This window comes from Sphingobium limneticum (assembly GCF_008710155.1).
Lineage (GTDB): Bacteria > Pseudomonadota > Alphaproteobacteria > Sphingomonadales > Sphingomonadaceae > Sphingobium > Sphingobium limneticum.
The window spans coordinates 447,366-469,552 of sequence record NZ_VYPZ01000001.1; the positions used below are offsets into that span (position 1 = coordinate 447,366).

The 22,187-nt window shown below is 63.9% G+C and carries 18 protein-coding genes; 8 read left to right on the forward strand and 10 right to left on the reverse strand.

All coding sequences use genetic code 11. The features are described from left to right. Positions 1–85: 85 nt before the first annotated feature. Genes F4U94_RS01740 through F4U94_RS01755 form a run of 4 tightly spaced genes read left to right on the forward strand, consistent with a single transcriptional unit; the run spans position 86 to position 3,726 of the window. The gene (locus F4U94_RS01740) at positions 86–1,198 is read left to right on the forward strand and encodes an S-(hydroxymethyl)glutathione dehydrogenase/class III alcohol dehydrogenase (protein WP_120253038.1); all 1,113 of its coding nucleotides are present in this window, start codon (positions 86–88) and stop codon (positions 1,196–1,198) included. A gap of 23 nt (positions 1,199–1,221) precedes the next feature. Further along, entirely contained in the window at positions 1,222–2,070 is an 849-nt protein-coding gene (fghA, locus tag F4U94_RS01745) for an S-formylglutathione hydrolase (RefSeq protein WP_120253037.1), read from the forward strand. 55 nt (positions 2,071–2,125) lie between these two features. After that, complete coding sequence (locus tag F4U94_RS01750) at positions 2,126–2,521, forward strand: ketosteroid isomerase-related protein (protein WP_120253556.1); 396 nt, start codon at positions 2,126–2,128, stop codon at positions 2,519–2,521. A gap of 47 nt (positions 2,522–2,568) precedes the next feature. Next, positions 2,569–3,726: a winged helix-turn-helix domain-containing protein gene (locus F4U94_RS01755; RefSeq protein ID WP_120253036.1), complete on the forward strand. Its 1,158-nt coding sequence runs from the start codon at positions 2,569–2,571 to the stop codon at positions 3,724–3,726. Between the two features lie 26 nt (positions 3,727–3,752). On the opposite strand, the gene F4U94_RS01760 is transcribed toward F4U94_RS01755, so the two are convergent. The 3 genes from F4U94_RS01760 to F4U94_RS01770 all read right to left on the reverse strand — a co-directional run bounded on the left by F4U94_RS01760 (position 3,753) and on the right by F4U94_RS01770 (position 9,507). Then, positions 3,753–5,051: a M20/M25/M40 family metallo-hydrolase gene (locus F4U94_RS01760; protein ID WP_120253035.1), complete on the reverse strand. Its 1,299-nt coding sequence runs from the start codon at positions 5,049–5,051 to the stop codon at positions 3,753–3,755. Between the two features lie 59 nt (positions 5,052–5,110). Continuing rightward, a complete protein-coding gene (locus F4U94_RS01765; RefSeq protein ID WP_120253034.1) occupies positions 5,111–7,807 on the reverse strand; it encodes a TonB-dependent receptor domain-containing protein in 2,697 nt (898 codons plus the stop codon). A 74-nt stretch (positions 7,808–7,881) separates the two neighbouring features. After that, positions 7,882–9,507, reverse strand: coding sequence for a serine hydrolase domain-containing protein (locus F4U94_RS01770; RefSeq protein ID WP_120253033.1), 1,626 nt, complete (start codon positions 9,505–9,507; stop codon positions 7,882–7,884). Positions 9,508–9,786: 279 nt separating this feature from the next. On the opposite strand from F4U94_RS01770, the gene F4U94_RS01775 reads away from it, so the two are divergent. From F4U94_RS01775 to F4U94_RS01790, 4 genes are all read left to right on the forward strand, one after another. Then, positions 9,787–10,452 (forward strand): response regulator, encoded by a 666-nt coding sequence (locus F4U94_RS01775; RefSeq protein ID WP_120253032.1) that lies wholly within the window; start codon positions 9,787–9,789, stop codon positions 10,450–10,452. Positions 10,453–10,479: 27 nt separating this feature from the next. Then, positions 10,480–11,976 (forward strand): sensor histidine kinase, encoded by a 1,497-nt coding sequence (locus F4U94_RS01780; protein WP_120253031.1) that lies wholly within the window; start codon positions 10,480–10,482, stop codon positions 11,974–11,976. A 98-nt stretch (positions 11,977–12,074) separates the two neighbouring features. Beyond that, entirely contained in the window at positions 12,075–13,493 is a 1,419-nt protein-coding gene (locus F4U94_RS01785) for a CapA family protein (RefSeq protein WP_120253030.1), read from the forward strand. 156 nt (positions 13,494–13,649) lie between these two features. Continuing rightward, on the forward strand, positions 13,650–14,453 hold the full coding sequence (locus F4U94_RS01790) for a thioesterase family protein (protein WP_249042013.1): 804 nt from the start codon (positions 13,650–13,652) through the stop codon (positions 14,451–14,453). A 7-nt stretch (positions 14,454–14,460) separates the two neighbouring features. Here the strand turns inward: F4U94_RS01790 and F4U94_RS01795 are convergent, their stop codons facing one another. The 7 genes from F4U94_RS01795 to F4U94_RS01825 form a co-directional block, all read right to left on the reverse strand. Continuing rightward, positions 14,461–15,405, reverse strand: a complete 945-nt coding sequence (locus F4U94_RS01795) for a glycoside hydrolase family 43 protein (RefSeq protein WP_150411821.1) — start codon at positions 15,403–15,405, stop codon at positions 14,461–14,463. Next, positions 15,402–16,613, reverse strand: a complete 1,212-nt coding sequence (locus F4U94_RS01800; RefSeq protein WP_232016237.1) for a glycosyl hydrolase 53 family protein — start codon at positions 16,611–16,613, stop codon at positions 15,402–15,404. The genes F4U94_RS01795 and F4U94_RS01800 overlap by 4 nt, the downstream gene beginning before the upstream one ends. A 52-nt stretch (positions 16,614–16,665) precedes the next feature. After that, positions 16,666–17,421, reverse strand: coding sequence for a 2-dehydro-3-deoxy-D-gluconate 5-dehydrogenase KduD (kduD, locus tag F4U94_RS01805; protein ID WP_120253027.1), 756 nt, complete (start codon positions 17,419–17,421; stop codon positions 16,666–16,668). Positions 17,422–17,549: 128 nt separating this feature from the next. Then, on the reverse strand, positions 17,550–18,389 hold the full coding sequence (kduI, locus tag F4U94_RS01810) for a 5-dehydro-4-deoxy-D-glucuronate isomerase (protein ID WP_120253026.1): 840 nt from the start codon (positions 18,387–18,389) through the stop codon (positions 17,550–17,552). Positions 18,390–18,488: 99 nt separating this feature from the next. Continuing rightward, positions 18,489–19,469, reverse strand: coding sequence for a glycoside hydrolase family protein (locus tag F4U94_RS01815; RefSeq protein ID WP_120253025.1), 981 nt, complete (start codon positions 19,467–19,469; stop codon positions 18,489–18,491). Further along, positions 19,466–20,707, reverse strand: a complete 1,242-nt coding sequence (locus F4U94_RS01820) for an SGNH/GDSL hydrolase family protein (protein ID WP_232016235.1) — start codon at positions 20,705–20,707, stop codon at positions 19,466–19,468. The genes F4U94_RS01815 and F4U94_RS01820 overlap by 4 nt, the downstream gene beginning before the upstream one ends. After that, entirely contained in the window at positions 20,671–22,179 is a 1,509-nt protein-coding gene (locus F4U94_RS01825; protein WP_249042014.1) for an MFS transporter, read from the reverse strand. Before F4U94_RS01825 ends, F4U94_RS01820 begins: the two co-directional genes overlap by 37 nt. Between the last annotated feature and the right edge of the window lie 8 nt (positions 22,180–22,187).

The window sequence follows — 22,187 nt, forward strand, 5'->3', positions numbered from 1 at the left end:
CATAGTCTATTTCAAAAAATCCCTATTAACGCATAAGTGGAGCAATGATAGAGCGGCTGCATCATCGCAAAATCAAGGAAGTCGCATGAAGACCCGTGCCGCCGTCGCATTCGAAGCCAAGAAGCCGCTCGAAATCGTGGAAGTCGATCTGGAAGGCCCCAAGGCCGGCGAAGTGCTGGTCGAAATCATGGCGACCGGCATCTGCCATACGGATGCCTACACGCTGGACGGTTTCGACAGCGAAGGCATTTTCCCGTCCATCCTGGGCCATGAAGGTGCGGGCATCGTGCGGGAAGTCGGGGCGGGCGTCACCTCGGTCAAGCCGGGCGACCATGTGATCCCGCTTTACACGCCCGAGTGCCGCCAGTGCAAAAGCTGCCTCAGCGGGAAGACCAACCTGTGCACCGCGATCCGCGCGACCCAGGGCAAGGGGCTGATGCCGGACGGCACGACCCGCTTCAGCTATAAGGGGCAGCCGATCTTCCATTATATGGGCTGCTCGACCTTCTCCAACTTCACCGTCCTGCCCGAAATCGCGCTGGCCAAGATCCGCGAAGACGCGCCGTTCCAGTCGAGCTGCTATATCGGTTGCGGCGTGACGACGGGCGTGGGCGCGGTCATCAACACGGCCAAGGTGCAGGTGGGCGACAATGTCGTCATTTTCGGGCTTGGCGGCATCGGCCTCAACGTGATTCAGGGTGCGCGCCTTGCCGGCGCGAACAAGATCATCGGCGTGGACATCAATCCCGATCGCGAAGAATGGGGCCGCAAGTTCGGCATGACCGACTTCCTCAACAGCAAGGGCCTGTCGCGCGAGGACACGGTGGCAAAGATCGTGGAACTGACCGACGGCGGCGCCGACTATACGTTCGACGCCACCGGCAATACCGATGTTATGCGCACCGCGCTGGAGGCCTGCCATCGCGGTTGGGGCACGTCGATCATCATCGGCGTGGCCGAAGCGGGCAAGGAAATCGCGACCCGTCCTTTCCAGCTCGTCACCGGCCGCAACTGGCGCGGTACGGCCTTTGGCGGCGCCAAGGGCCGGACCGATGTGCCCAAGATCGTCGATATGTATATGACCGGCAAGATCGAGATCGATCCGATGATCACGCATGTCATGGGCCTGGAGGAGATCAATACCGCCTTCGACCTGATGCATGCCGGCAAGAGCATCCGCTCCGTCGTCGTCTTTTGACGCTGGAGCGAAACGGACACGCCATGGGACTCGAAACCCTCTCCACCAACCGCAGCTTCGGCGGCGTGCAGGGCGTGTACAAACACGCCTCTGCCGCCACCGGCACCGACATGACATTTTCCGTCTATGTCCCCGACCATGCACCCGGCGCCAAGCTGCCGGTGGTCTGGTATCTGTCCGGCCTGACCTGCACGCATGCCAATGTGACGGAAAAGGGTGAGTTTCGTCGCCTGTGCGCGGAACTGGGCCTCATCTTCATCGCGCCGGATACGTCGCCGCGCGGCGAGGGCGTGGCGGACGATCCCGACGGCGCCTATGATTTCGGCCTTGGCGCCGGCTTCTATGTCGACGCGACACAGGCGCCGTTCGCGCCGAACTACCAGATGTGGACCTATGTCACGCAGGAACTGCCGGCGCTGATCGCGCAGGCTTTCCCGACGGACATGGATCGCCAGTCGATCATGGGTCACAGCATGGGCGGCCATGGCGCGCTGACCATCGGCCTCACCTTCCCGGATCGCTACAAGGCCGTGTCGGCCTTTTCCCCCATCGTCGCGCCAACCCGGGTGCCTTGGGGGCAAAAGGCGCTGCCCGGCTATCTGGGCGACGACCAGACCGCATGGCGCAAGCATGACGCCGTCGCGCTGATAGAGGATGGCGCGCGCATTCCCGACCTGCTGGTCGATCAGGGCGACGCCGACAACTTCCTGACGAACCAGCTGAAACCGGAATTGCTGGAGGAAGCGTGCAAGGCGGCGGGCATCGCGCTGACGCTGCGCCTGCAACCGGGCTATGACCACAGCTATTATTTCATCTCGACCTTCATGGCGGATCATCTGCGCTGGCATGCTGATCGTCTGGGAAGTTCGTGACGGTCATATCGGAAGGCCGCCAGTCGTCATCGCTTATAAGGATGAAAGGAAACCGATGAGCATTGATCTGCTGGGCCGCTATTATGCTGCCTTCAATCGTAGCGATGCCGCCGCCATGCTCGACCTTCTGACCGACGACGTCGTGCATGAGCCGTCCCAAGGGGCCGTGCGCGAAGGCAAGCAGGTTTTCGCCGAATTTCTCGACCATATGAACCGCTGCTACAAGGAAGAGGTGATCAACCCTGTTTTCCTCGTCACGCCGGATGGGGGGCATGGCGCGGCGGAGTTCATGCTCGCGGGACGCTATCTGGAAACGGACGGCGACCTGCCGCCGGCGCGGGGGCAGGACTATCGGCTACGGGTCGGTACTTTCTTTCAGTTCCGCGACGGCCTGATCGCGCGGGTCAGCAACCATTATAATCTGGCCGACTGGCTGGCGCAGGTGCGATAGCCTAGTCAGGCGTGCCTTTTCGCGCCATTCTGGCATAGCTGTCATCCATGACCGTCAGCCTTTCCATCGTCGATGCGCGCAGGATCGCGCTGGCTGCCCAGGGGTTCGGACGCACGCGTCCGGCATCGCCGACCAAACTCCATCTGCGCAAGACTACCGATCGGCTTGGCCTGCATCAGATCGACAGCGTGAACATCCTTGCCCGCGCCCATTATATGCCCGCCTTCTCGCGGCTGGGCGCTTATGATCGCGACTGGCTGGATGCGGCGGCCTGGGGGCGGCCGCGCGATCGGCGCCTGTTCGAATATTGGGCGCATGAAGCCTCGCTGCTACCGGTCGATCTGCATCCGCTGCTGCGCTGGCGCATGGCGCGCGCGGACCGGGGGGAGGCAGGGTGGAAGGGGCTGCGGGTCTTCGCCAATGAGCGGCGAGCGGACGCCATGGCCCTGCTCGACCGCATCCGTGCGGAAGGCCCGCTCGCCGCCGCCGACTTCGAAGGCGGGCGCAGCCGCAGCGGTTGGTGGGAGTGGGGGGAAGCGAAGCAGACTCTGGAGTGGCTGTTCTGGGCCGGCCATGTCACCACCGCGACACGCCGTGGCGGGTTCGAGCGGCTTTACGATGTGCCCGAACGGGTTATACCCGCCGCCATCATCGACCTGCCCACGCCGCCGCCGCATGACGCCCGAAAATCGCTGATCGACCGATCCGCCAGAGCATTGGGCATCGCCACGACGGCGGAATTGCGCGACTATTTCCGGCTTCAGCCCGATGACACGCGCGCCGCCATCGACGAACTGCGCGACGAAGGCGTGCTAATCCCGGCCCGGATAGAAGGGGCGAGCCAGACCGCCTATCTCCATCGGGACGCGCCTGCGCCCCGCCCCGTGCGGGCTGCGGCGTTGCTGTCGCCCTTCGACCCGCTGATCTGGGAGCGGTCACGCACTTTGCGCCTGTTCGATTTCCATTATCGCATCGGCATCTACACGCCGGTCGACAAGCGCACCCATGGCTATTACGACCTGCCGTTCCTGCTGGGCGACAGCATTGTCGCCCGCGTCGATCTCAAGGCGGATCGAAAGGCCGGCATATTGCTGGTGCAATCCCATCATCTCGAAGCCGGCGCACCGCCCCACACATATGACGCATTGCAGGCGGAATTGCACTTGCTCGCCAACTGGCTCGGCCTGTCCTACCGGGGAGCGTAAAGCGCCCCTCGATAGGATCGATCTCCTCAGCGATAGCCCGCTGCGACAAGGATGGCGAGCAGGTTCATCCGCTTCACCTTCAGGGAAGGCGCCGCGCTGACGTCGATCCATTCGTCCAGCGAATGGCCGCGCCCGCCCGTCGCCGCGCGCGAAATGGTGATGCCGGGGATGCCCAGGTTCATCGGCACATTGGCGTCGGTCGAAGAGAAGCTGAGCCGCGCGCTCACGCCCTCGGTCGCATAGGCGGCGATGGTTTGCTGCACCAGCGGGCTGGCCGCGTCGGTGTTCCCCGCGGGCCGATCGCCGATCAACTGCTTATCCACGCTGATCGCGCCATCCTTGGTCGATCGCGCCGCATTTTCCGATGCCACGCCGGCATCGACCTGCGCCAATACAGCCTGCTCCAGCTTCGCCAGTTCCGCCGCGCTTTCCGATCGCATGTCCAGCTGCAGCCAGCTTTCGCGCGGGATCGCGTTGACGGAAGAACCACCACCCACAACGCTGGCGCTGAACGTGGTCTTGGGCGATTTGGGCACCGGAATCTTGTAGATATTGACGATCGCCTGGCTCATCGCCGTCATCGGATTGACGATGCCGAAGGCGCCGAAGCTGTGGCCGCCCGGTCCCTTGAACGTCAGCTTGTAGCGCTTGGACCCCACGCCACCATTGGTCAGGCCATCGACCGACCCGTCGTCGATCGAAAAGAAGCTGGCGATGCGATCCTTATATTTACCCTTCAGGAACAGATGCTTCACGCCGCGCAGGTCGCCCAGCCCTTCCTCGCCCACGTCGCCAACGAACAATATGTCCATCGGCGCCTTGATCTTCGCAGCGGCCAGAGCCTTGATCAGGCTGAGTTGGGTGGCAAGGCCCGCGACATCGTCGCCGATCCCCGGCGCATGCAGCGTGTCGCCCTCGCGCCTGACCGTGACATCGGTGCCTTCGGGAAAGACGGTGTCGAGATGCGCCGCCACGACGACCAGCTTGCCGCCCGGCTTGCCGCTGCCGCGCAGCAGGCCCAGCACATTGCCTTCCTCGTCGATTTCCACGTCGGCAAGGCCTGCGGCGTGGAACATGTCGGCATAGGCCTTCGCGCGGACCGCCTCCTTGAAGGGCGGGGCCGGGATCTGGGTCAGGGCGATGATATTCTCGACCCACTGCCCATGTTCCTGCTCCAGCGCGGCGAGCGCGGTCTTGACCGCCGGACGTGCCTTCATCGTCGCCATCAGCTTCGTGTCGGCAGGGGAGGGTGCGGCGCTGGCCGCTATCGCAGGCAGGGCGATGAGCGAACCCGCCAGCATCATGTTCAACAGCGACCGATTCATTCTCATGCCCCTTATAATGGATGACGGCGCCGACAGGGCGCCGTCATCTGTATCTTAGATCAGAAGCTGACCTTCGCGCCCACCGTCATGTAACGGCCGATGCTGTCATAATGGATCGAACCATAGGTGGTCAGCGGCGGATCGCGATCGAACAGGTTGTTCACATTGGCGAACAGCGTGAAGCGATCGGCGATGGTCGCCTGCGCGCCCAGATCGACATAGACGCGCGCGGCAATGTCGTTGTTGGCGATGTTCAGCAGGTGGTTGAACTTGCCGCCGCCGACATAGCGAACGCGGGCATCGATCGACACGTTCTGGCTGGTGTAGTTGATGCTGCCCGTCGCGCGCCAGTTCGGCGTGCCGAAGTTGACATTGTCGCCCACGTCGCCGGCCCGGTCGACCGTGCTGGTGCCGTCGTTGATGATGACCTTGGGCACATAGGTGGCCAGACCGCGGAAGCGCATCGTGCCGCCCAGGCTGTCGCTGACCTTGTTCAGCGGCAGGGTGTAGGTCGCCTCGATATCCACGCCCTTGGTCTTATATTCGGCCAGGTTGATATAGGTCGTGTAGAGGGTGGTCGGCGCACCGGCAGCATTACGTTCGATCTGGCTGCACAGCACGGTGTTGCCGTTGGCGCAGTTGGTGATGACGTCCTGCGCACCCAGCGAGGTGATCGCGTCCTTCAGCTTGATGTTGTAATAATCGACCGACAGGTTGAAGCCCGGCAGGAACGTCGGCGTAAATACCGCACCAAGAGTCAGCGTGCTGCCGATTTCCGGCTTCAGATTGGCGTTGCCGCCGCCAAAGCGGGTGATCGCATAGGTCTGGCCGCCTTCCACGACGGTGGTGAAGCTGGTCGTGCTGGTAGTGAACAGTTCGGCCAGGCTGCCCGAACGGATGTCACGCGAACGCGACACACGGATCAACAGATTGTCGAAGATGCGATCGGTCAGGCCCAGCTTCCACGACCAGATGCCGCCGCTGGTGCTGTAGCGGCTGTAACGGGCCGCGCCATTGACGTCGATCTTGCTGAAGGGCTGGTTTAGCAGCGGGATGGCGACTTCGCCGAAGCCTTCCTGCACGTTGAACCCGCCATCAAGCGGTGAGAAGTTGAAGCGGCTGAAGCCCTTGGCGGCCGAGGTTGCGTCCAGGCTGTTGGTGACCTGTTCTTCCCAGCGCGCTTCGGCGCCGAAGGCGACCGACACGGGGCCGGCCCAGGTTTCGAACAGATCGCCACGCAGGCTTGCGCCGGCGCTGTCGAGCTTGGTCGTGTAGACGACGCGCGCGGTATTGCCGAACACATAGTCGATCGCGTCCTGGCTGGCCGTACCGGTGCCCAGGATGTTGAGCGGGCGGCAAGCCGTATTGGCGTTGGTCAGCGCCGCGCGGCAGACGATGTTACCGCTGGAATCGCGCACGGCGTCCAGAGCGGCGGTCAGGTTCGCGCCGGTGATCTGGTTGTGATAGCTCTGCATGTTGCGCATTTCGCCATGGCTGTAATAAGCCGAATAGCGCCACTTGCCGTCCGCAAAGCTGCCGTCGACGCCGACTGCGCCTTCCACATTCTGGCGATAATAGTCGAAGGTGCGATAGCCATAATCTTCGAACACGCGGCCGATCGACACGCGGGTTTCGCCGGCAGCGGCCAGCTGGCTCTGGATCGCGGGGGACAGATAGGGATTGGTTGCAGAGATGCTGTACGAACCGCTTTCCGCATAGAAGGGATATTTCGCCCAGATGCGGCTATAGCTGCCGTCGGCCCAGAATGTTGCATCGCCCATTTCGAAGCTGGCGCGCGCATAGCTGTTGACGCGCTGATAGGGGTTGGTCAGCGAATATTCGTCATTGGTCGCAACGCCTTCACCGCCGACCATCGTGGCGCCGTTGACCATGCTGCCATATTGGAACGGGCGAATGGTGCCGTCCGCATTGAAGGTCTGGCCCTTCAGCTTGCCCGTGGTGATCAGGCCGCCCAGGCTGGTGTTGGCGGCATTGACGTCGCGCACCAGGATCAGCTGCGAGCTGCCGACAGGCGTGAACAGGTTGGAACTGCCGACATTCTTGCGCGAATTGCGGTCAAGGATGCCCTTGTCCTGCTGATATTCGCCGCCGATCATGAAGTGGCCGCGACCGTCGGCGAACTTGGTGCCGAACGTGCCGTCGAAGCTGTAGCGATAGCCGTCCCCGCGCGAGGAAATGCCGTTCTGCGCGCCGATGGTCAGGCCTTCCAGCTCATCGTCCAGGATGATGTTGACCACGCCGCCGATCGCGCCCGAACCCCAGGCCGCCGATGCGCCGCCGGTGACGACTTCGACTCGCTTCACCAGGCCCTGCGGCACGGTGTTGAGATCGACTGCGCCCGTGAAGCGGCGGTTGTTGAGCAGGGTCAGCGTGCGCGTGACGCCCAGACCGCGAAGATCCATCGCGGACGAGGATGAATTGGTGTTGGCGACCGTGCTGGCCGGCGACTGGGTCGCGCGGAACTGGGGCAGGTCGTTCAGCACCTGCGCGATGCTGGGCCGCGCGCCCTGACGCAGCTCGGTGTCGCCGATGATGGTGGTCGGCGTCGGCGCCTCGAAACCCTTGCGGTCGATGCGCGAACCCGTGACGACGATCGCCGGTTCGGCTTCGTCGGCGGCATCGGCCGCAGGTGCATTCGTCTGCGCCATCGCCACGCTGCCATGCGCCAGCGATAGGATCAGGCCGGCAGTGCCAGCCATCAACAGGTTGCGAAACCCGGTCTTATAGTCAGTCATATATCGTCCCTTTTCGTCTTCTTGCTTTTTTGTCCGCGACCTGAGCGGCTCTCTTTTATGCGTTTGAAATCTGGTCAGTCGGCCCGGCGGAACAGCACGTCATAGGCACGGCTCTCGCCAAAGCGCAGGGCGATGACGGCGCCATTGGCGTCGCGCTGGAACTTCACCGTGATGCGGCCGGCGTCGGGCATCGCTTCGCCCGTGAACACGTCGGCATAGGCGGGACTGAGCGTCTGGTCGGCCCAGCGCGGACCGCTATAGACCAGCCCCTCGCCCTGCTGGCGGAAGGTCAGGCAGGCATGGGTATCCACACCGCAAAACTTCCCGACATAGGGTTTGGCGTCGAAGGTCGTGACAGCCTCCACCTTGCGATAGGCGATCTTCTCGCCTTCGCGATTTTCACGCACCAGACCGTTCTTGCCGAAGGCGAAGATATCCTCGCGCTGTGCCCATCGGCCGGGGCCAACCGGGGTCAGCAGCTTGCCGTCGGCGCGCAGGCGGCCTTGCTCGTCGCTATCGAACTTGACCGGGAAGCCGTTCACGCCGTCGGCATAGACGCCCGAAGGCAGCGGCCCCTTGGGCGTGTAGGACTTGTCCTTCCACGCCGGCAGGAAGACATCCGCAACCTCGCGGCCCAGCACCGGCGTGTCGGCATTGCCGGTATTGCACAGCAGCGACACGGCCAGCTTCTGCTTGGGATAGCGCGCCATCCAGGCGCGATAGCCGCCGGTCGAACCGCTATGGCTGACTTCCTGCTGGCCATGATGGTCCAGGTTCACCAGCGCCAGCGCATAGGCGATCGGGGTGCCGTCGTTCAGCTTGGTCGGCGTCTGCATCTGCGCGGTAAAGCCAGCACCAAAAGTGCCAGCATCCAGCGCCGCCTGCCACTTCACCAGATCGCCCACGGTGGTCAGCAGGCCGCCATTGCCATAGGCGTCCTCAATCACCTGATCGTTGCGATAGACGCCGTCCTGATAGTCATAGGCGCCGGTCCGGCCGGCGACCACTTCGCCATGATCGTCGCGCCAACTGGTATGGGTCATGCCCAAGGGCTTGAAGATGCGCTCGCTGGTGAAATCGGCGAGCGACTGGCCGCTGACCCGCGCGACGACGATCGCCGCCAGATTATAATTGCTGTTGCTGTAGAGATAATGCGCGCCCGGTGCGAAGTTGAGTTCGCTCTGGCGCGACGCGATCTCCAGCACATCGTCATTGCTGGCGGTACGGCTGTTGCGCGGCCAGCCTTCAATCGCGGCGACCGATCCCCAGTCGCGCAGGCCACTGGTGTGATGCAGCATGTGGCGGATGGTAACGGGCGCGCTGTAGGTGGGCAGCTCGGGCAGATATTTGCGGATATCGTCGTCCAGTGACAGCTTGCCCTCGCGCGCCAGCATCAGGATGGCGGCGGCGGTGAACTGCTTGGAGTCCGACCCGGCCTCATAGATGCTGTCCGGGGTCGCGGGCACGCCCTTTTCCAGGTCGGCCATGCCATAAGCGCGAGTCGCGATCGCCTGTCCGTTGCGCGACACGGCGACGGCGCATCCGGGCGAATCCTTGCTGTTCCATTTGGCGAACAGGGCGTCGAGGCGCGCCAGCGCAGCGGGCTCGGCCGGTGCGGCAACCTGTGCCAGAGCGCCGCCTGACAGCGGAACGGCCATGCAGAACAATATCCCCGCGAACGCGGAGCGACCCGTCATCATAGTTCTGATTCCCCTTGGAAAATGGCGAAGCGCTTATTTGCGCGTCATTTTTTTGCGACCCGAAGGCTGTGGATTGTCATCCCGCCATTCGTCTTCCCCATTATCCTAACCGGAGTCGCTGTCATGAACCTGACACAATGGGTCGGACACGGGCCGATGCGTAATCAAAGGCAAGATCGGCGCCGACACACTTCGCATTTGCAATCCCACGCATGATGCGTATCGCAATTTAATGTCCATCGCGGGAAGGCGCCCGCGGGACGGAGGGTTTGTCAGTTCATGCGTTTGTTGCTGGTGGAAGATGATGAGCGGCTCGCCCGCGGCATGGTCGCCTCGCTGGAGGCGGCCGGATTTGCCGTCGATATTCTCACGACCGGCGAAGACGCCCTGAAGCTGGCCGACCAGGAACCCTATTGCGCCATCATACTTGATCTCGGCCTGCCCGATATGGACGGGCTGGATGTGCTCAGCCAGTTGCGCGCGCGCGGCGCTGCCACGCCGATCATCATCCTGACCGCGCGGGACATGATGGATGATCGCATCCAGGGTCTCGATCGCGGCGCCGACGACTATATGGCCAAGCCCTTCCACCCCCGCGAGCTGGAATCCCGCATCCGCGCGCTGGTGCGGCGCAGCCAGGGGCAGCTGGACCCGATGCTGCGCATCGGCACGCTGATGTTCGACCGGTCGAGCCGCACCGTCTATCTCGATGACAAGATGCTGGACCTGCGCCGCCGCGAACTGGCGGTGCTGGAAACGCTGATGGGCCGACCGGGTAAGGTCATCGCCAAGGAACGCCTGTCGGCCGAAATCTTCAATTTCGACGATGCCGTCACCCCCAATGCGCTGGAAGTCTATGTCGGCCGGCTGCGTCGCAAGCTCCAGCCGTCCGGCCCCGCGATCCGCACCGTGCGTGGGCTAGGCTATATGATAGAGGCTGCCTGATCCGCATAATCTGCTAACAGCGCGCTGATGCGGAACCTGCCCCCTTCGTTGCGCCTGCGCCTGACCGGCGCGGTCATGATGCCGCTCGCGGCCCTCGTCCTGCTATTCGGCATCATCACCGCCTGGGTGACGCATGATACGGAGGCCGACACGGTCGACCGCGTGCTTGTCGGTTCGGTCCGCACGCTCAGCCTCGTCTACAACAGCCGATCGCCGGAACGGGAAAGCCTATTGCCGCTCGCCGTCCACTTGCTCCAGCGCCGTGCGCGACCGGTCGTTCATTACAGCGTCTATCGCGGGAAGGAGTTGCTGGCGGGAGACGCCGCGCTGCCGCCCCCGCGCGATTATGGCGAAACATGGAATGGCGTGATCGACCCGCATCCGCCGGCCACCTTCGTCAACGCCTATCGGGCCAATCCTACGGTGCGCGGCTATCTCAATCCCGCCGATGCCAGGCAGGTGACGCAGGCCGCCTATCTGCGCGACGGCATATTGCACGGCAAGCCTGCCCGCATCGCCACGGAAATCCGCCGCCCTGCCGGCGAAACCGGCCTGATCGTCATTCAGATCGCCGACTATATCGACGATCGCCGCGCTTATGAGCATCAGTTCATGATCCGGGTGTTGATGGTCGGCCTTGCAGTGCTGGTCGTTACGGGCCTGCTCTTCTGGTGGGCGATCCGCTGGGGTCTGCGCCCCCTGATCGACCTCACCAGCCAGGTGGAAACGGCGCAACAGGATGCCTCGCCCGCTTTCCGTCTGGAAAGCAGCGGCAGCGATCCGACCGAAATCCGTCCCTTCGTCGATGCCTTCAACGGCCTCATGACCCGACTGGAGCGCGCGAGCAATTCGCTGCGGCAATTCACCTCCAACGCCTCGCATCAGATGCGCACGCCGCTTGCCGTCGCGCGCGTCCATCTTGATGTACTGGAACGCTACGGCCCCCATTCGCCGCAGGGACAAGCGGCGCTGACGGATATTCCGCACGCGATCGACTCCCTCGAACTGCTGCTGCGGCAGATGATCGCACTGGCCCGCAGCGAGGATCAGGGGGACATGCAGATGCGCCCCGTCGATCTCGCGGCCCTCGCCGCCACCGTGACTGCCGATCGCGCCGCGCAGGCGCCCGCCACTCTCGATATCGCCTATGACAATCGCATGGACGGTCCGGTCATGGCGCTTGGCCAGGCGGCGTTGGCGGGTGAATTGCTGGGCAATCTGCTGGACAATGCCATCCGCTATAACCGCCCCGACGGTGCGGTCGCGGTCAGCGTCTGGCTGGACGATCAGGAGGCGGTGGTCGAAATCGACGATAACGGCCCCGGCATCCCCCCCGATCAGCGCGACAAGGTGTGGGAGCGTTTCTATCGCATCACCGGCCGCACGTCGGCGCCGGGCACCGGGCTTGGCCTGCCGATCGCCCGCGCGCTGGCCGACCGGCTGGGCGCAGAGATAGAATTGCGGGATGGGCGAACGGGGCAGGGACTGTGCGTCCTCATTCGTTTCCGCCGAGCCCCGGCCTGACGGACCCGATATCGTCATGTGACAGGTTCATGTCAGCCGCCTTGGCTAAGTCTCCATGGGTCTGCCGCTTATCGGCATCGTCCAAGGGGACCGCCTTCATGTCTGCCATCTTTTCCCGCCGCGCGTTGCGCACCCTGCTCTGCGCCGGTGCCGCCGCCATTCTGTCCGCCGCCCCGACGGTCCATGCCGAGGAAGAGGAAAGCGGCGGCCAGTTGAGCACGACCACTGTTCCCAGCACGCCCATAGCTGGCGATTTCAGCTTCGCGGCAGTGGGCGACCTCATCTATCTGCGGCCGATGCTGGCGACGATCGAAAAGCAGTCGCCCGACATGCTGCGCATCCTGCGCGGCGCCGACATCACCTTCGGCAATTTCGAAACGACGGCGCTCGACCTCAAGACGTTCAAGGGATCACCCCAGGCCGAATCGGGCGGCACCTGGATGCTTGCCGATCCCGCCGTGCCGGCCGACGTGGCCAAGATGGGCATCGACATCGTCGGCCACGCCAACAACCACACCACCGACTGGGGCGTGGAGGGCATGGCCGAGACGCTGGACCTGCTCGACGCGGCGCATCTGACTCATGCGGGCACCGGCCACAACATGACCGCCGCGCGCGCGCCGGCCTATCATGACGGTCCTTCTGGCCGGGTCGGCCTGATTTCGGCCACCACCAGCTTCACCCCCATGTCGCCGGCCGCCGATCCGCTGGGCAAGGTGCCCGGCCGTGGTGGCGCCAACGCCATCCGCAGCACCGAAATCGGCCTTGTGTCTGACGCGGACCTGGCCACCATCGCTCGCCTCGCCGGCACCAAGCCCGGCACGCCGGTCAAGATGAAAGGTCGCGAATATCGCGCGACCGCCAATCCGGCCACCCCGATGAAGATCGAATATGATCTTAATGCCAGGGACGTGGCAGCCAATCTGCTGTCCATTCGCCAGGCCAAGCAGAACGGCAATTTCGTCGTGTTCTCGCTGCACAATCATGAACCCGGCAATGCCAGCCAGATCACCGCCAACTTCGCCCAGCCGCTCGCGCATCAGGCGATCGACGCCGGCGCGGACGTCTATGTCGGTCATGGCCCGCACCAGTTGCGCGGTATCGAGATCTACAAGGGCAAGCCGATCTTCTATTCGCTCGGCAACTTCGCGATGATGAACAATTCGCTCGATGACCTGCCGGCCGATATGTACGACCAGTTCGGTATCACGCCCGGCACCGTCACCGCGCCAGAACTGCTCCAGGCGCGCGGAGCAAAGGAATTTGGTGATCCCAACCTGTATGAAACGGTGATCGCGGTCAGCCAGTTTCGTGATGGCAAGCTGAGCGAAATCCGTCTCCACCCGATCGACCTCGGCGTCAATGTCACCGGTGCAGGCCGCGGCGTGCCGCATATCGCCGACGCCATCGTCGGCGCCCGCATCCTGGAACGGCTCCAGCGCCTGTCGCAACCCTATGGCACGCAAATCACCATCGAACGCGGCGTCGGCGTCATCCGGCTGAACAACGCCAAGTAACGCGCCTCCCGGCCTGAAACATCCGCCTCCGCGCCTTCCATCGGGCGGAGGCGGGAAGGGGCCGTTCGCCCATTTCCAAATCGCCTGCCATGCGCCTATCATTGGCCGATCGGAAACGACGGATAACAGGGGTGATCATGCAAAGGAAACCGAGCCTTGGGGTCTGAAGAGAGCGGCCCGCTGGCCTATTTCCTGCGCACGGATGACGACCGCTTCATGCCCACCGCCCATGTCGGCGGGGCCTGGAATGTCACCGAACAGCATGTCGCGCCGGCGATCGGCCTGCTCGTCCATGCGGTCGAGGCGGATCATGCCGCACGCCGCACCGACCTCTTGCAGGTCGCCCGCCTGTCCTACGACATATGGGGCGTCATCCCGATGGAGGCGGTCGATATAGAGGTTATCGTGCTGCGCCCCGGCCGGACCATCGAACTGGTCGAGGCGCGCCTCAGCCATGGTGGCCGGCCAGCCATCATCCTGCGCGCCTGGCTGACCCAGGCCTATGACAGCAGCGCATTGGCGGCGGCCAACTTCCCGCCATTGCCATCGCCCGAAGCCATGCCCGCCGGCGATCCGTCCGCCCGGTGGGACGGTGGCTTCATCGCAAGCGTGCAGGTACGGCACGAAGCGGAGGGGCAGGGGCGTGCCCGCTGCTGGGTCCGCTCGCCTTTCGCCCTGCTCGATGGCGAAACCGTATCGCCCATTGCGCGGATGATGGGGCTCGCCGATATCGCCAACGGCCTTGCGCCGCTGGCCTCGCCACGGGACGCGGTCTTTCCCAATCTCGATCTGACCGCTCATATCTTCCGGCAACCGGCGGGCGACTGGTTGGGCTTTGACGTATCGGTATCCGCCGGCGAAAGCGGTATTGGCCTTACCCACAGCATCTTGCACGACGCGGTCGGCCCCTTCGCCACCGTGTCGCAATGTCTGACGGTACGACCCCGACCGTCAGCCTGACCGCGCCTCAGCCGATCGCGGCCACCAGCGACCGGGGCACTCGCAATAACGATCCATGCCGTGCGCCTGCCGGCATGGTCAGGCGATCGCTGACATCGTCCCACACGGCCATGTCGCGCGTCATCGCCGCGCCCCACCGCCCTTCCTTATAGACGTCATAATAGCAGACCAGCGCATCGCCGATCCGCGTCGCCATCGGCCCTTCGACCCAGGCGGGGGAAAAGGGTTTGGACAGCGGTCCGAACGGCCCGGTCGGGCTGTCCGCCTTTGCAACCTGCAAATATTTGCGCTGCGGTTCGACCGTCTCGTCCTTGACGATCAGATAAAGCGCATCGTCCGGGCCGCGCGCGAAACTGCCGTCGATTACGCTGAAACCGGGATCGTAGAGCGGCTTTGCGGCCGAGAAGCTGACGAAATCTGTCGTACTGATATGCCACAGCCGGTGATTATAGCCCGATTCCGATGCGCCCGCCGTCTCGGTGAAGCGGCCGCTCACCGTGCTGGACCAGAAAATCTCGGTGCGGCCGGTGCGCGGATCATGGATCGCCTCGGGCGCCCTGCAATTGCGCGTCCCCGGCACGTCGGCCATCACCGGGATCGCCTGCTGCGCCGACCAGTGGATCAGGTCGCGACTGGTCGCATGGCCGATCGTCACGCCTTCCCAAGCGGTGGTCCAGAGCAGATGATAGACCCGTCCATCGTGAAAGAGGAAAGGATCGCGCAGCAGCTTCTTTTCCCCCACCGTCGGTACCAACAGGCTGCGCCCGCCTACCAGCGTGCGGAAGGTGAAGCCATCCTCGCTCACCGCCAGCTTCAGCCCATCCGCCTCGCCGGCCTTCCCCGTGGTGAAATAGGCGAAGAGCAGCAGATCGTCCTTGCGCGCCGCTCGCCCGGTCGCGCAGGCGGCCAGCGTCATGGCGCCCAGCCCAAGGGTGAAGTCCCGGCGTCTCATCGATAGGCCTTCGCCATCTCGCCATAAAGTTTGAGCAGGTCGTTGGCGACATAGTCGCCGCCCTTGCCCATGGGACCGGTCGGCTCGGGCTTGGGCGCGGCCTGCGCGCTCACGAGGCCACCAGGCGCTTCGGCGCTGTTCAATCCTTGCGCAATCAGGTCCGGCTTGGCGCCTTCGCCCGCATTATGGCCATCCTGGTCGAAGATCGCCTCCTGGTGTCGCGTCGGCTCCCAGATAAACGCCCCCCAGCCATGTTTGCCCGGCAGGGCATGGACCAGATCGTTGATATAGCGCTTCCGGCTCGAATATTCCGCGACCAGCAAGCCCTTGTCGGGATAGCGTTTGACGAACTCGCTGAAGCTGGTTGCCCAGTCGCCTTGCGCCCGCTGCTGGTAGCAGGAAAAGCCGATCACGTCGAAATCGACCTTGCGCGCGATCAGCGCGTCGGTCCATTCGCGCACGATCGGCCAATGGCGGCCCAGATGATTGTGCAACTGGATCTTCACATCCGGCTCCGCTCGCCGCGCACCCGCAATGCCGGCGCGCAGCAATTGCGCGAACCCGTCGAACCCGCCCACTGCGCCGACTTTGGCATGATTGGCGTCGGTCACCGGATTGCCGGTCGACGTGGACAATTTCACCCGCCCATGGGGCCAGAGCATGCCGAAGGTCGTCTCATTGCCGATGACCGCCATATCGACCGGCGCGCCGCCCGCGCGCATCGCGACCAGCGTGTCGTGCGTATGCGCCTCGACCGCCTTGGCCAGTTGCGGCAGATCGTAACCGGCCCACGCGGCGGGCACGCCCTGATGCTCCGGGTCCGCCCATGTGTCGCTATAATGAAAGCTCAGCACCAGATAGAGGCCGGCCTCGCGAATGCGCCGACCCAGCTTGATCGTCTGCGCCAGCCCCGCCCAGGCCTTGTCCGGTTCGCGCTTCGCATAGCCCTTGGCCGGATCGACGAAAATGCGCAGCCGGATCGCATTGAAGCCGGCATCGCGCAGCAGCAGGATCGGGTCTTTCTGCACCCCATCGATGAAATAGCGCGCGCCGGCCGCCTCATCCTCTGGAATCCAGCTGATATCCGCGCCGATCAGATAGGGGCCGGGCCGTGCGCCATTCTTGGTGCCGCCAAAAGCCACCTGCGGCAGCGCCATCCCCAACGCCGCAAGGCCGCTGGCCGCCAACATAGTCCGCCGATCGGGCATGCCTCTCTCCTGTTGTTATTGTGGCGGGTTGGGCCCCCGCTCCAGCCTCGTCTTATCGCGCGAGCCACCCGCCATCGACGGCCAGCACATGGCCATGGATATAATCCGCCGCCCGCGACGCCAGGAACACGGCCGCGCCGCCGATGTCGCTGGCCTCGCCCCAGCGTCCGGCCGGGATGCGCTCCTGTATCTGCCGGTTGCGCGTCTCATCGGCCTGCAAGGCGGCGGTGTTGTTGGTTGCGATATAGCCCGGCGCGATCGCGTTGACGTTCACGCCCCTGGCCGCCCACTCGTTCGCCAGCAGCTTCGTCAGCCCCGCCGCCCCGCTTTTCGACGCGGTATAGCTTGGCACCCGGATGCCGCCCTGGAAGGACAGCAAGGAGGCGATGTTGACGATCTTGCCGCTGCCTTGCGCGATCATGTGCCGACCCGCCGCCTGACAGAGGAAGAACAAAACTTTAAGGTTGGTGTCGATCACCGCGTCCCAGTCTTCTTCGGTGAAGTCGACGCTGTCGGCCCGGCGGATGATCCCGGCATTGTTGACCAATATGTCGAGCCTGCCCAGTTTCTCGATCGTCTCGTCCACCACCCGCTGCACCGGCTCGATGCTGCTGAGATCGGCCGATATGATCTCCGCCCGGCGGCCGAGCGCATGGACCTGCGCCACCGTCTCTTCCGCCGGGGTGCGCCCCACCGCCGCGATATCGGCGCCCGCCGCGGCCAGCGACAGCGCGATCGCCTGGCCGATACCGGTATTGGCGCCGGTGACGATCGCCACCTTGCCGGAAAGATCGAAGATTTGGGTCATGGACTATTCTCCGCATCATCCCCGCGAAGGCGGGGATCCTTCTCCCGGTCGTGCCATCTGTGGCCTGGTCAGGAGATGGATACCCGCCTTCGCGGGGATGACGGCAAGGGGGTTAGGGGGGCGGTCGATTACGCCAGCTGGCAGATATCCAGCACGTTCATGTCGGTATAATCCTGGTTCTCGCCCGCCATCGCCCAGATGAAGGCATAGGCCTTGGTGCCCGATCCCATATGCACCGACCAGGGCGGGGAGATTACCGCTTCCTCGTTCGCCATGACGATGTGCCGCATCGCTTCGCCTTCGCCCATATAGTGGAAGACGCGGTCGCTCGGCCCGTCCAGCTCGAAATAGAAATAGATCTCGCTGCGACGCTCATGGATATGCGGGGGCATGGTGTTCCACACCGAACCGGGCTTGAGCACCGTCAGGCCCATCACCAGCTGCGCGCTCTCGCAGATGCCGGGGATGACCATCTGATAGATCGTCCGCTCGTTCGATTCCTCAAGGGAGCCGCGTTCCAGCGTGGTCGCATCCGCCACCGAGATCAGCTGCGTCCTGAACCCCTTATGCGCCGGGCAGGAGGCAAGATAATAGCGTGCGCCAGCCCCCGCAAATTCCACATACTTCGCGCCCATCGTCACATAGAGGCAATCCTTGTTGCCCAGCGTGAAGACTTCGCCATCGACCGTGACCGTGCCGGTGACGCCACCGACATTGACGATCGCCAGTTCGCGCCGCTCCAGAAAGGGATGGCCCGCCGCCGAGGCCGGCTCGCTGTGCGCCGGCAGCGTCACCGGCGCATCCACCACCGCCACGCCGCCGATCACGAACCGCTCCGCATGGGTATAGTTCAGCACCACCTCACCATCGCGGAACAGACCGCCGATCAGATAACGATCCCGCAATTCGTCGTTCGATACGCACTCCATCATGTCGGGATGCGTCGCATAATAGGTCTTCTCGAACATCTGAATCTCCTTGGAACTTTGCGCTTTTATAGCGGCCGCACCATCAAAAGGAAGGATTTATTCCCTGAATGTGGAATGATGTCTTAACATACGGACACATCACGGCGCTAGCCTGACATGCACCGGCGCCTCGCGATCCACGCTGATGATGCCGTCCTTTTCCGTCAGTTCGGCAATCTGCAACACACTGCGCCGCTTCCAGTCGGGGTTGGCCTTGGCCGCACCCTCGCCATCCTGATGCACGAAATACAGGATATAGGCGCGTTTCCCCGCAACGATGATATCGGGATGCTGCCCCTTGGCGCGATCGGTCGGCTGCAAGCCCGGCGTCGCCAGGATATGTCCGGGCTGCGTCGTCCAATGCGCCCCATCGTCGGACCGCATCACCAGCAGGCCCTTCCATGCATCGGAAATCAGCCAGTAACGCCCCTTCCACCGAAATGCCTTCGGCCCTTCGCCCGGCGTCTGGGTCAGCCGGTCCTTGACCGTCCAGTGGACCAGATCGTCGCTGTCGGCGGTAACGATGGCCTTGTTCTGCCGCTCGTCATTGAAGAACAGCCGATAACCCCCTGCCTTCTTTCCTTTGCCCGGCAGCGCCAGCACGCTCGCATCGATCACCCGGTCGGACCCCAGATCCAGCCGCTCGCCACAGGTCCAGCTTTTCAGGTCCGGGCTGGTCAGGTGGACGATGAAGCGCGGCGCATTCCAGTCGCGGAACACGCCCGGCACCACCGTCAGCCACATATGCCACTGTCCCGCCAGCCATTGCACCTCAGGTGCCCAGAGCGTCTCGCCGGTGCAGGCCTTGGGAATATCCGCCGTCCCGCCATAGCGCCAATGCGCGCCATTCTTCGACCGCGCGACACCGATCGCCGTGCCATGCACCCAGCGCACATCCTTGGCATCGTCCATAGGCAGGTCCGCGCGCCGATTGGTATAGAACATCACCCATTCGCCCGTCTTGCGATCCCGCACCGTGGAGGCATCGGCCGCGCCGTCATGCACCGGATCGCGAAACAAGGGCTTGGGCGCGACCGGCCCACTCGCAGCGGCCGCCAGCATCAGCAGCGCACCGATCATCGCAGCAACTTCAGGTCGATCGCATCGGCCATGACGCGGAACCCAGCATCATTGGGATGCAGCGCATCGCCCACATCATAGGGCTTGGCCATGCGCGCAGGATCGGCCAGATCGGCAATCGCCTTCGCCAGATCGACAAAGCCGTCCGCCTCGTCATTCTGGCGAATCCAGTCGTTGACTGCGACCCGCACCGCCTCGCCTTGCTCGCTCCAATAGCCCGCACCCTTATAGGGCAGGATGGTGGCCAATATGATCTTCACGCCCCGATCATGCGCCCGCGCGATCATCTGGCGATAGGCACCGACAAGCGCGTCGCGGGTCGGGATCGGCCGCTTCTGCGCAAAGGCCGAGCCGATATCGTTCACTCCCTCGAGCACCACCACATGGGTCACGCCCGGCACCGCCAGCACATCGCTGTCGAACCGCGCCAGCGCATTATTCCCATCGCCCTCGCTCAGCAGCCGGTTGGCGCTGATCCCGGCATTGGCGACCCCCACAGACGTACGCCCCGCCTTTTGCAGCCGCTCCGCCAGCAGATCGGGCCAGCGGCGATTGCTATCGGTCGTGGCGCGCACGCCATCGGTAATGGAATCGCCCAGCGTCACGATAGTCGTGCCGGCCCGGCGATTTTCCACTTCCACACCGGACAGGATGATGCGCGGCCCGATCACCGTCGCATCGGTCAAGCTGGTCGCCCCGGTCTGATCGCCCGGCGCGGTCCAGCCGGTCGCGGCGGAATAGCTGTGGACCGTTGCTTCCGGCGCGCCCTGCGGCAGATGCAGGCTAATCGTCAGCCGGGTCAGCGGCTTGACCGGCAGCGCGATCGGATCGCTCAGCAACGGCGCGCGCGCCGGCACGGTCGCGCCCTGCGCCCCGTTGAAGGTCACGACATGGTCGGACCCCGCCATGATCGCGCCATTCTCATCCGCCAGCGCGACATGCACCGCGCCCAGCAGTAGCGGTTGTGTCGACATCTCGTTGGACAGGCGCAGGCGGATACGCTGCCCGCCGCTGCTGATCCGCACCACCTGTCGCACGGTCCGATCCTGCAACTCAGGGCGCTTCTCCGGTGGCGCTTTCGACACCAGGGGCGCCGCCATCCAGCTCCGCGACCAGCCATCGGCCAGCGCCGGCGTCGTCATCAGCGCGCCCGTCAGCACCACGCCCAGCATCATGCTCCGCTTCATCATCATCCCCTTGTTCACCCCGCCGATCGGGCCACCGGATTGTTGCCCCATAGCTGGTCGTAACGCCAGCCGGACAGATCCTCGACCACCATGGCGGCCGCGGGGGAGGAGGGGGTGGTGGCCCCGCTCCGCAAATGCTCGATCTCGCACATCAATATGTCGTGGGTTGCGGGGCTGAGGCGGAAGCGCGTGGACACGATGATGCCAAAGGCCAGACAGCCAACCGTCCCCACGCCCAGCAGCAACGCCATGGTCAGGATCGCGCCATGGCTCTGCGCCTGCGCGCCCGATACGAAGCCACCCGCCTGCATGATGAAGCCCACGGCCACCACGGCGGCGGCCTGCGTCGCCTTGCGCACGAAAGTCATGACCCCGGCAAAGCTGCCCTCGCGCCGCTGGCCGGTGACGATCTCGTCCACATCCGCCATATAATTATATGTCGCCCAGGGAATGTAATTGAGCGCCCCGCGCCCCAGCCCTACCAGCACGATCGGCAGCCAGATCCACGGAGACGTCGCCGGCACGCCCAGCAGCCACAACGCCAGCAATGCGAACACGCCCACGGCGAAATCCGCCGCCGCGACCTGATAGGCTTTCGCCGGTGACGCGCGCAGCGCCAGGTTGATGGCGATGATCACCGCGGCGAACTGCACGATATACATGGTGCCCAGCAATCCCGACGCGATCGCCATCGACCCCGACATTGCGAAGATCACGAAGAAGGTGAAGGCCGCGTTGAAAATATCCTGGCTGATATAGCCGCCCAGATACATGCCCAGATGCAGCCGGAACGCTCGGATGCGCATGGTCGAGAACAGGTTGCGATAGAGCGCCTTCAACGCCTGTCCAGCGCCGCCCGCACTTTTGCGTTCCGGCGCCACGTCCAGTGCGCCCGGCATATGCCGTTCCCAGCTGAACAGATAGAGCAGCCCCGCCGTCACCATGAACAGGGCGGCGAAGATCAGGCCCATGTAGAAGAAAGTGTCGGCGCTGTCCCGGCCCAGCGCATTGATCAGCCACAGTGGCAGGAAGCCCGCCAGGATCGCCGAAGCCTGTCCGAACAATATGCGCGACCCCGCAAATTTCGCCTTGGTCCGATAGTCGGTCGACATTTCGGCCGCCAGCGTCTCGAACGGGATGATCTCCATCGCATAGACCAGCTCGAACAGCACATAGCTGACCAGATAATACCAGAATCCCTGTCCCGGCAGCCACATCAGCGCGAAGCTTGGCAACAGCGGGATGGCGGCCAATATGAAGAAGCGCCGCCGCCCCAATTTCCGGCCCAGCCAAGTCGATCCGAAATGATCGGAAATATAGCCGATCATGGGCGAGGCAAACGCGTCCAATATGCGCGCCACGGCAAAGATAGTCGCGGCCTGTCCGGCGCTAAGCCCACAAAATTGCGTGTAGAAAATCAGCACCCAGCCGGAAATGACGGCCATCGACCCGGCGCCCAGAACATCGTTGGAGCCATAGGCGAGGTAATTTTGCAGGCGGACGGGTCGGGTGGGTTCAGGCACGTTCAATC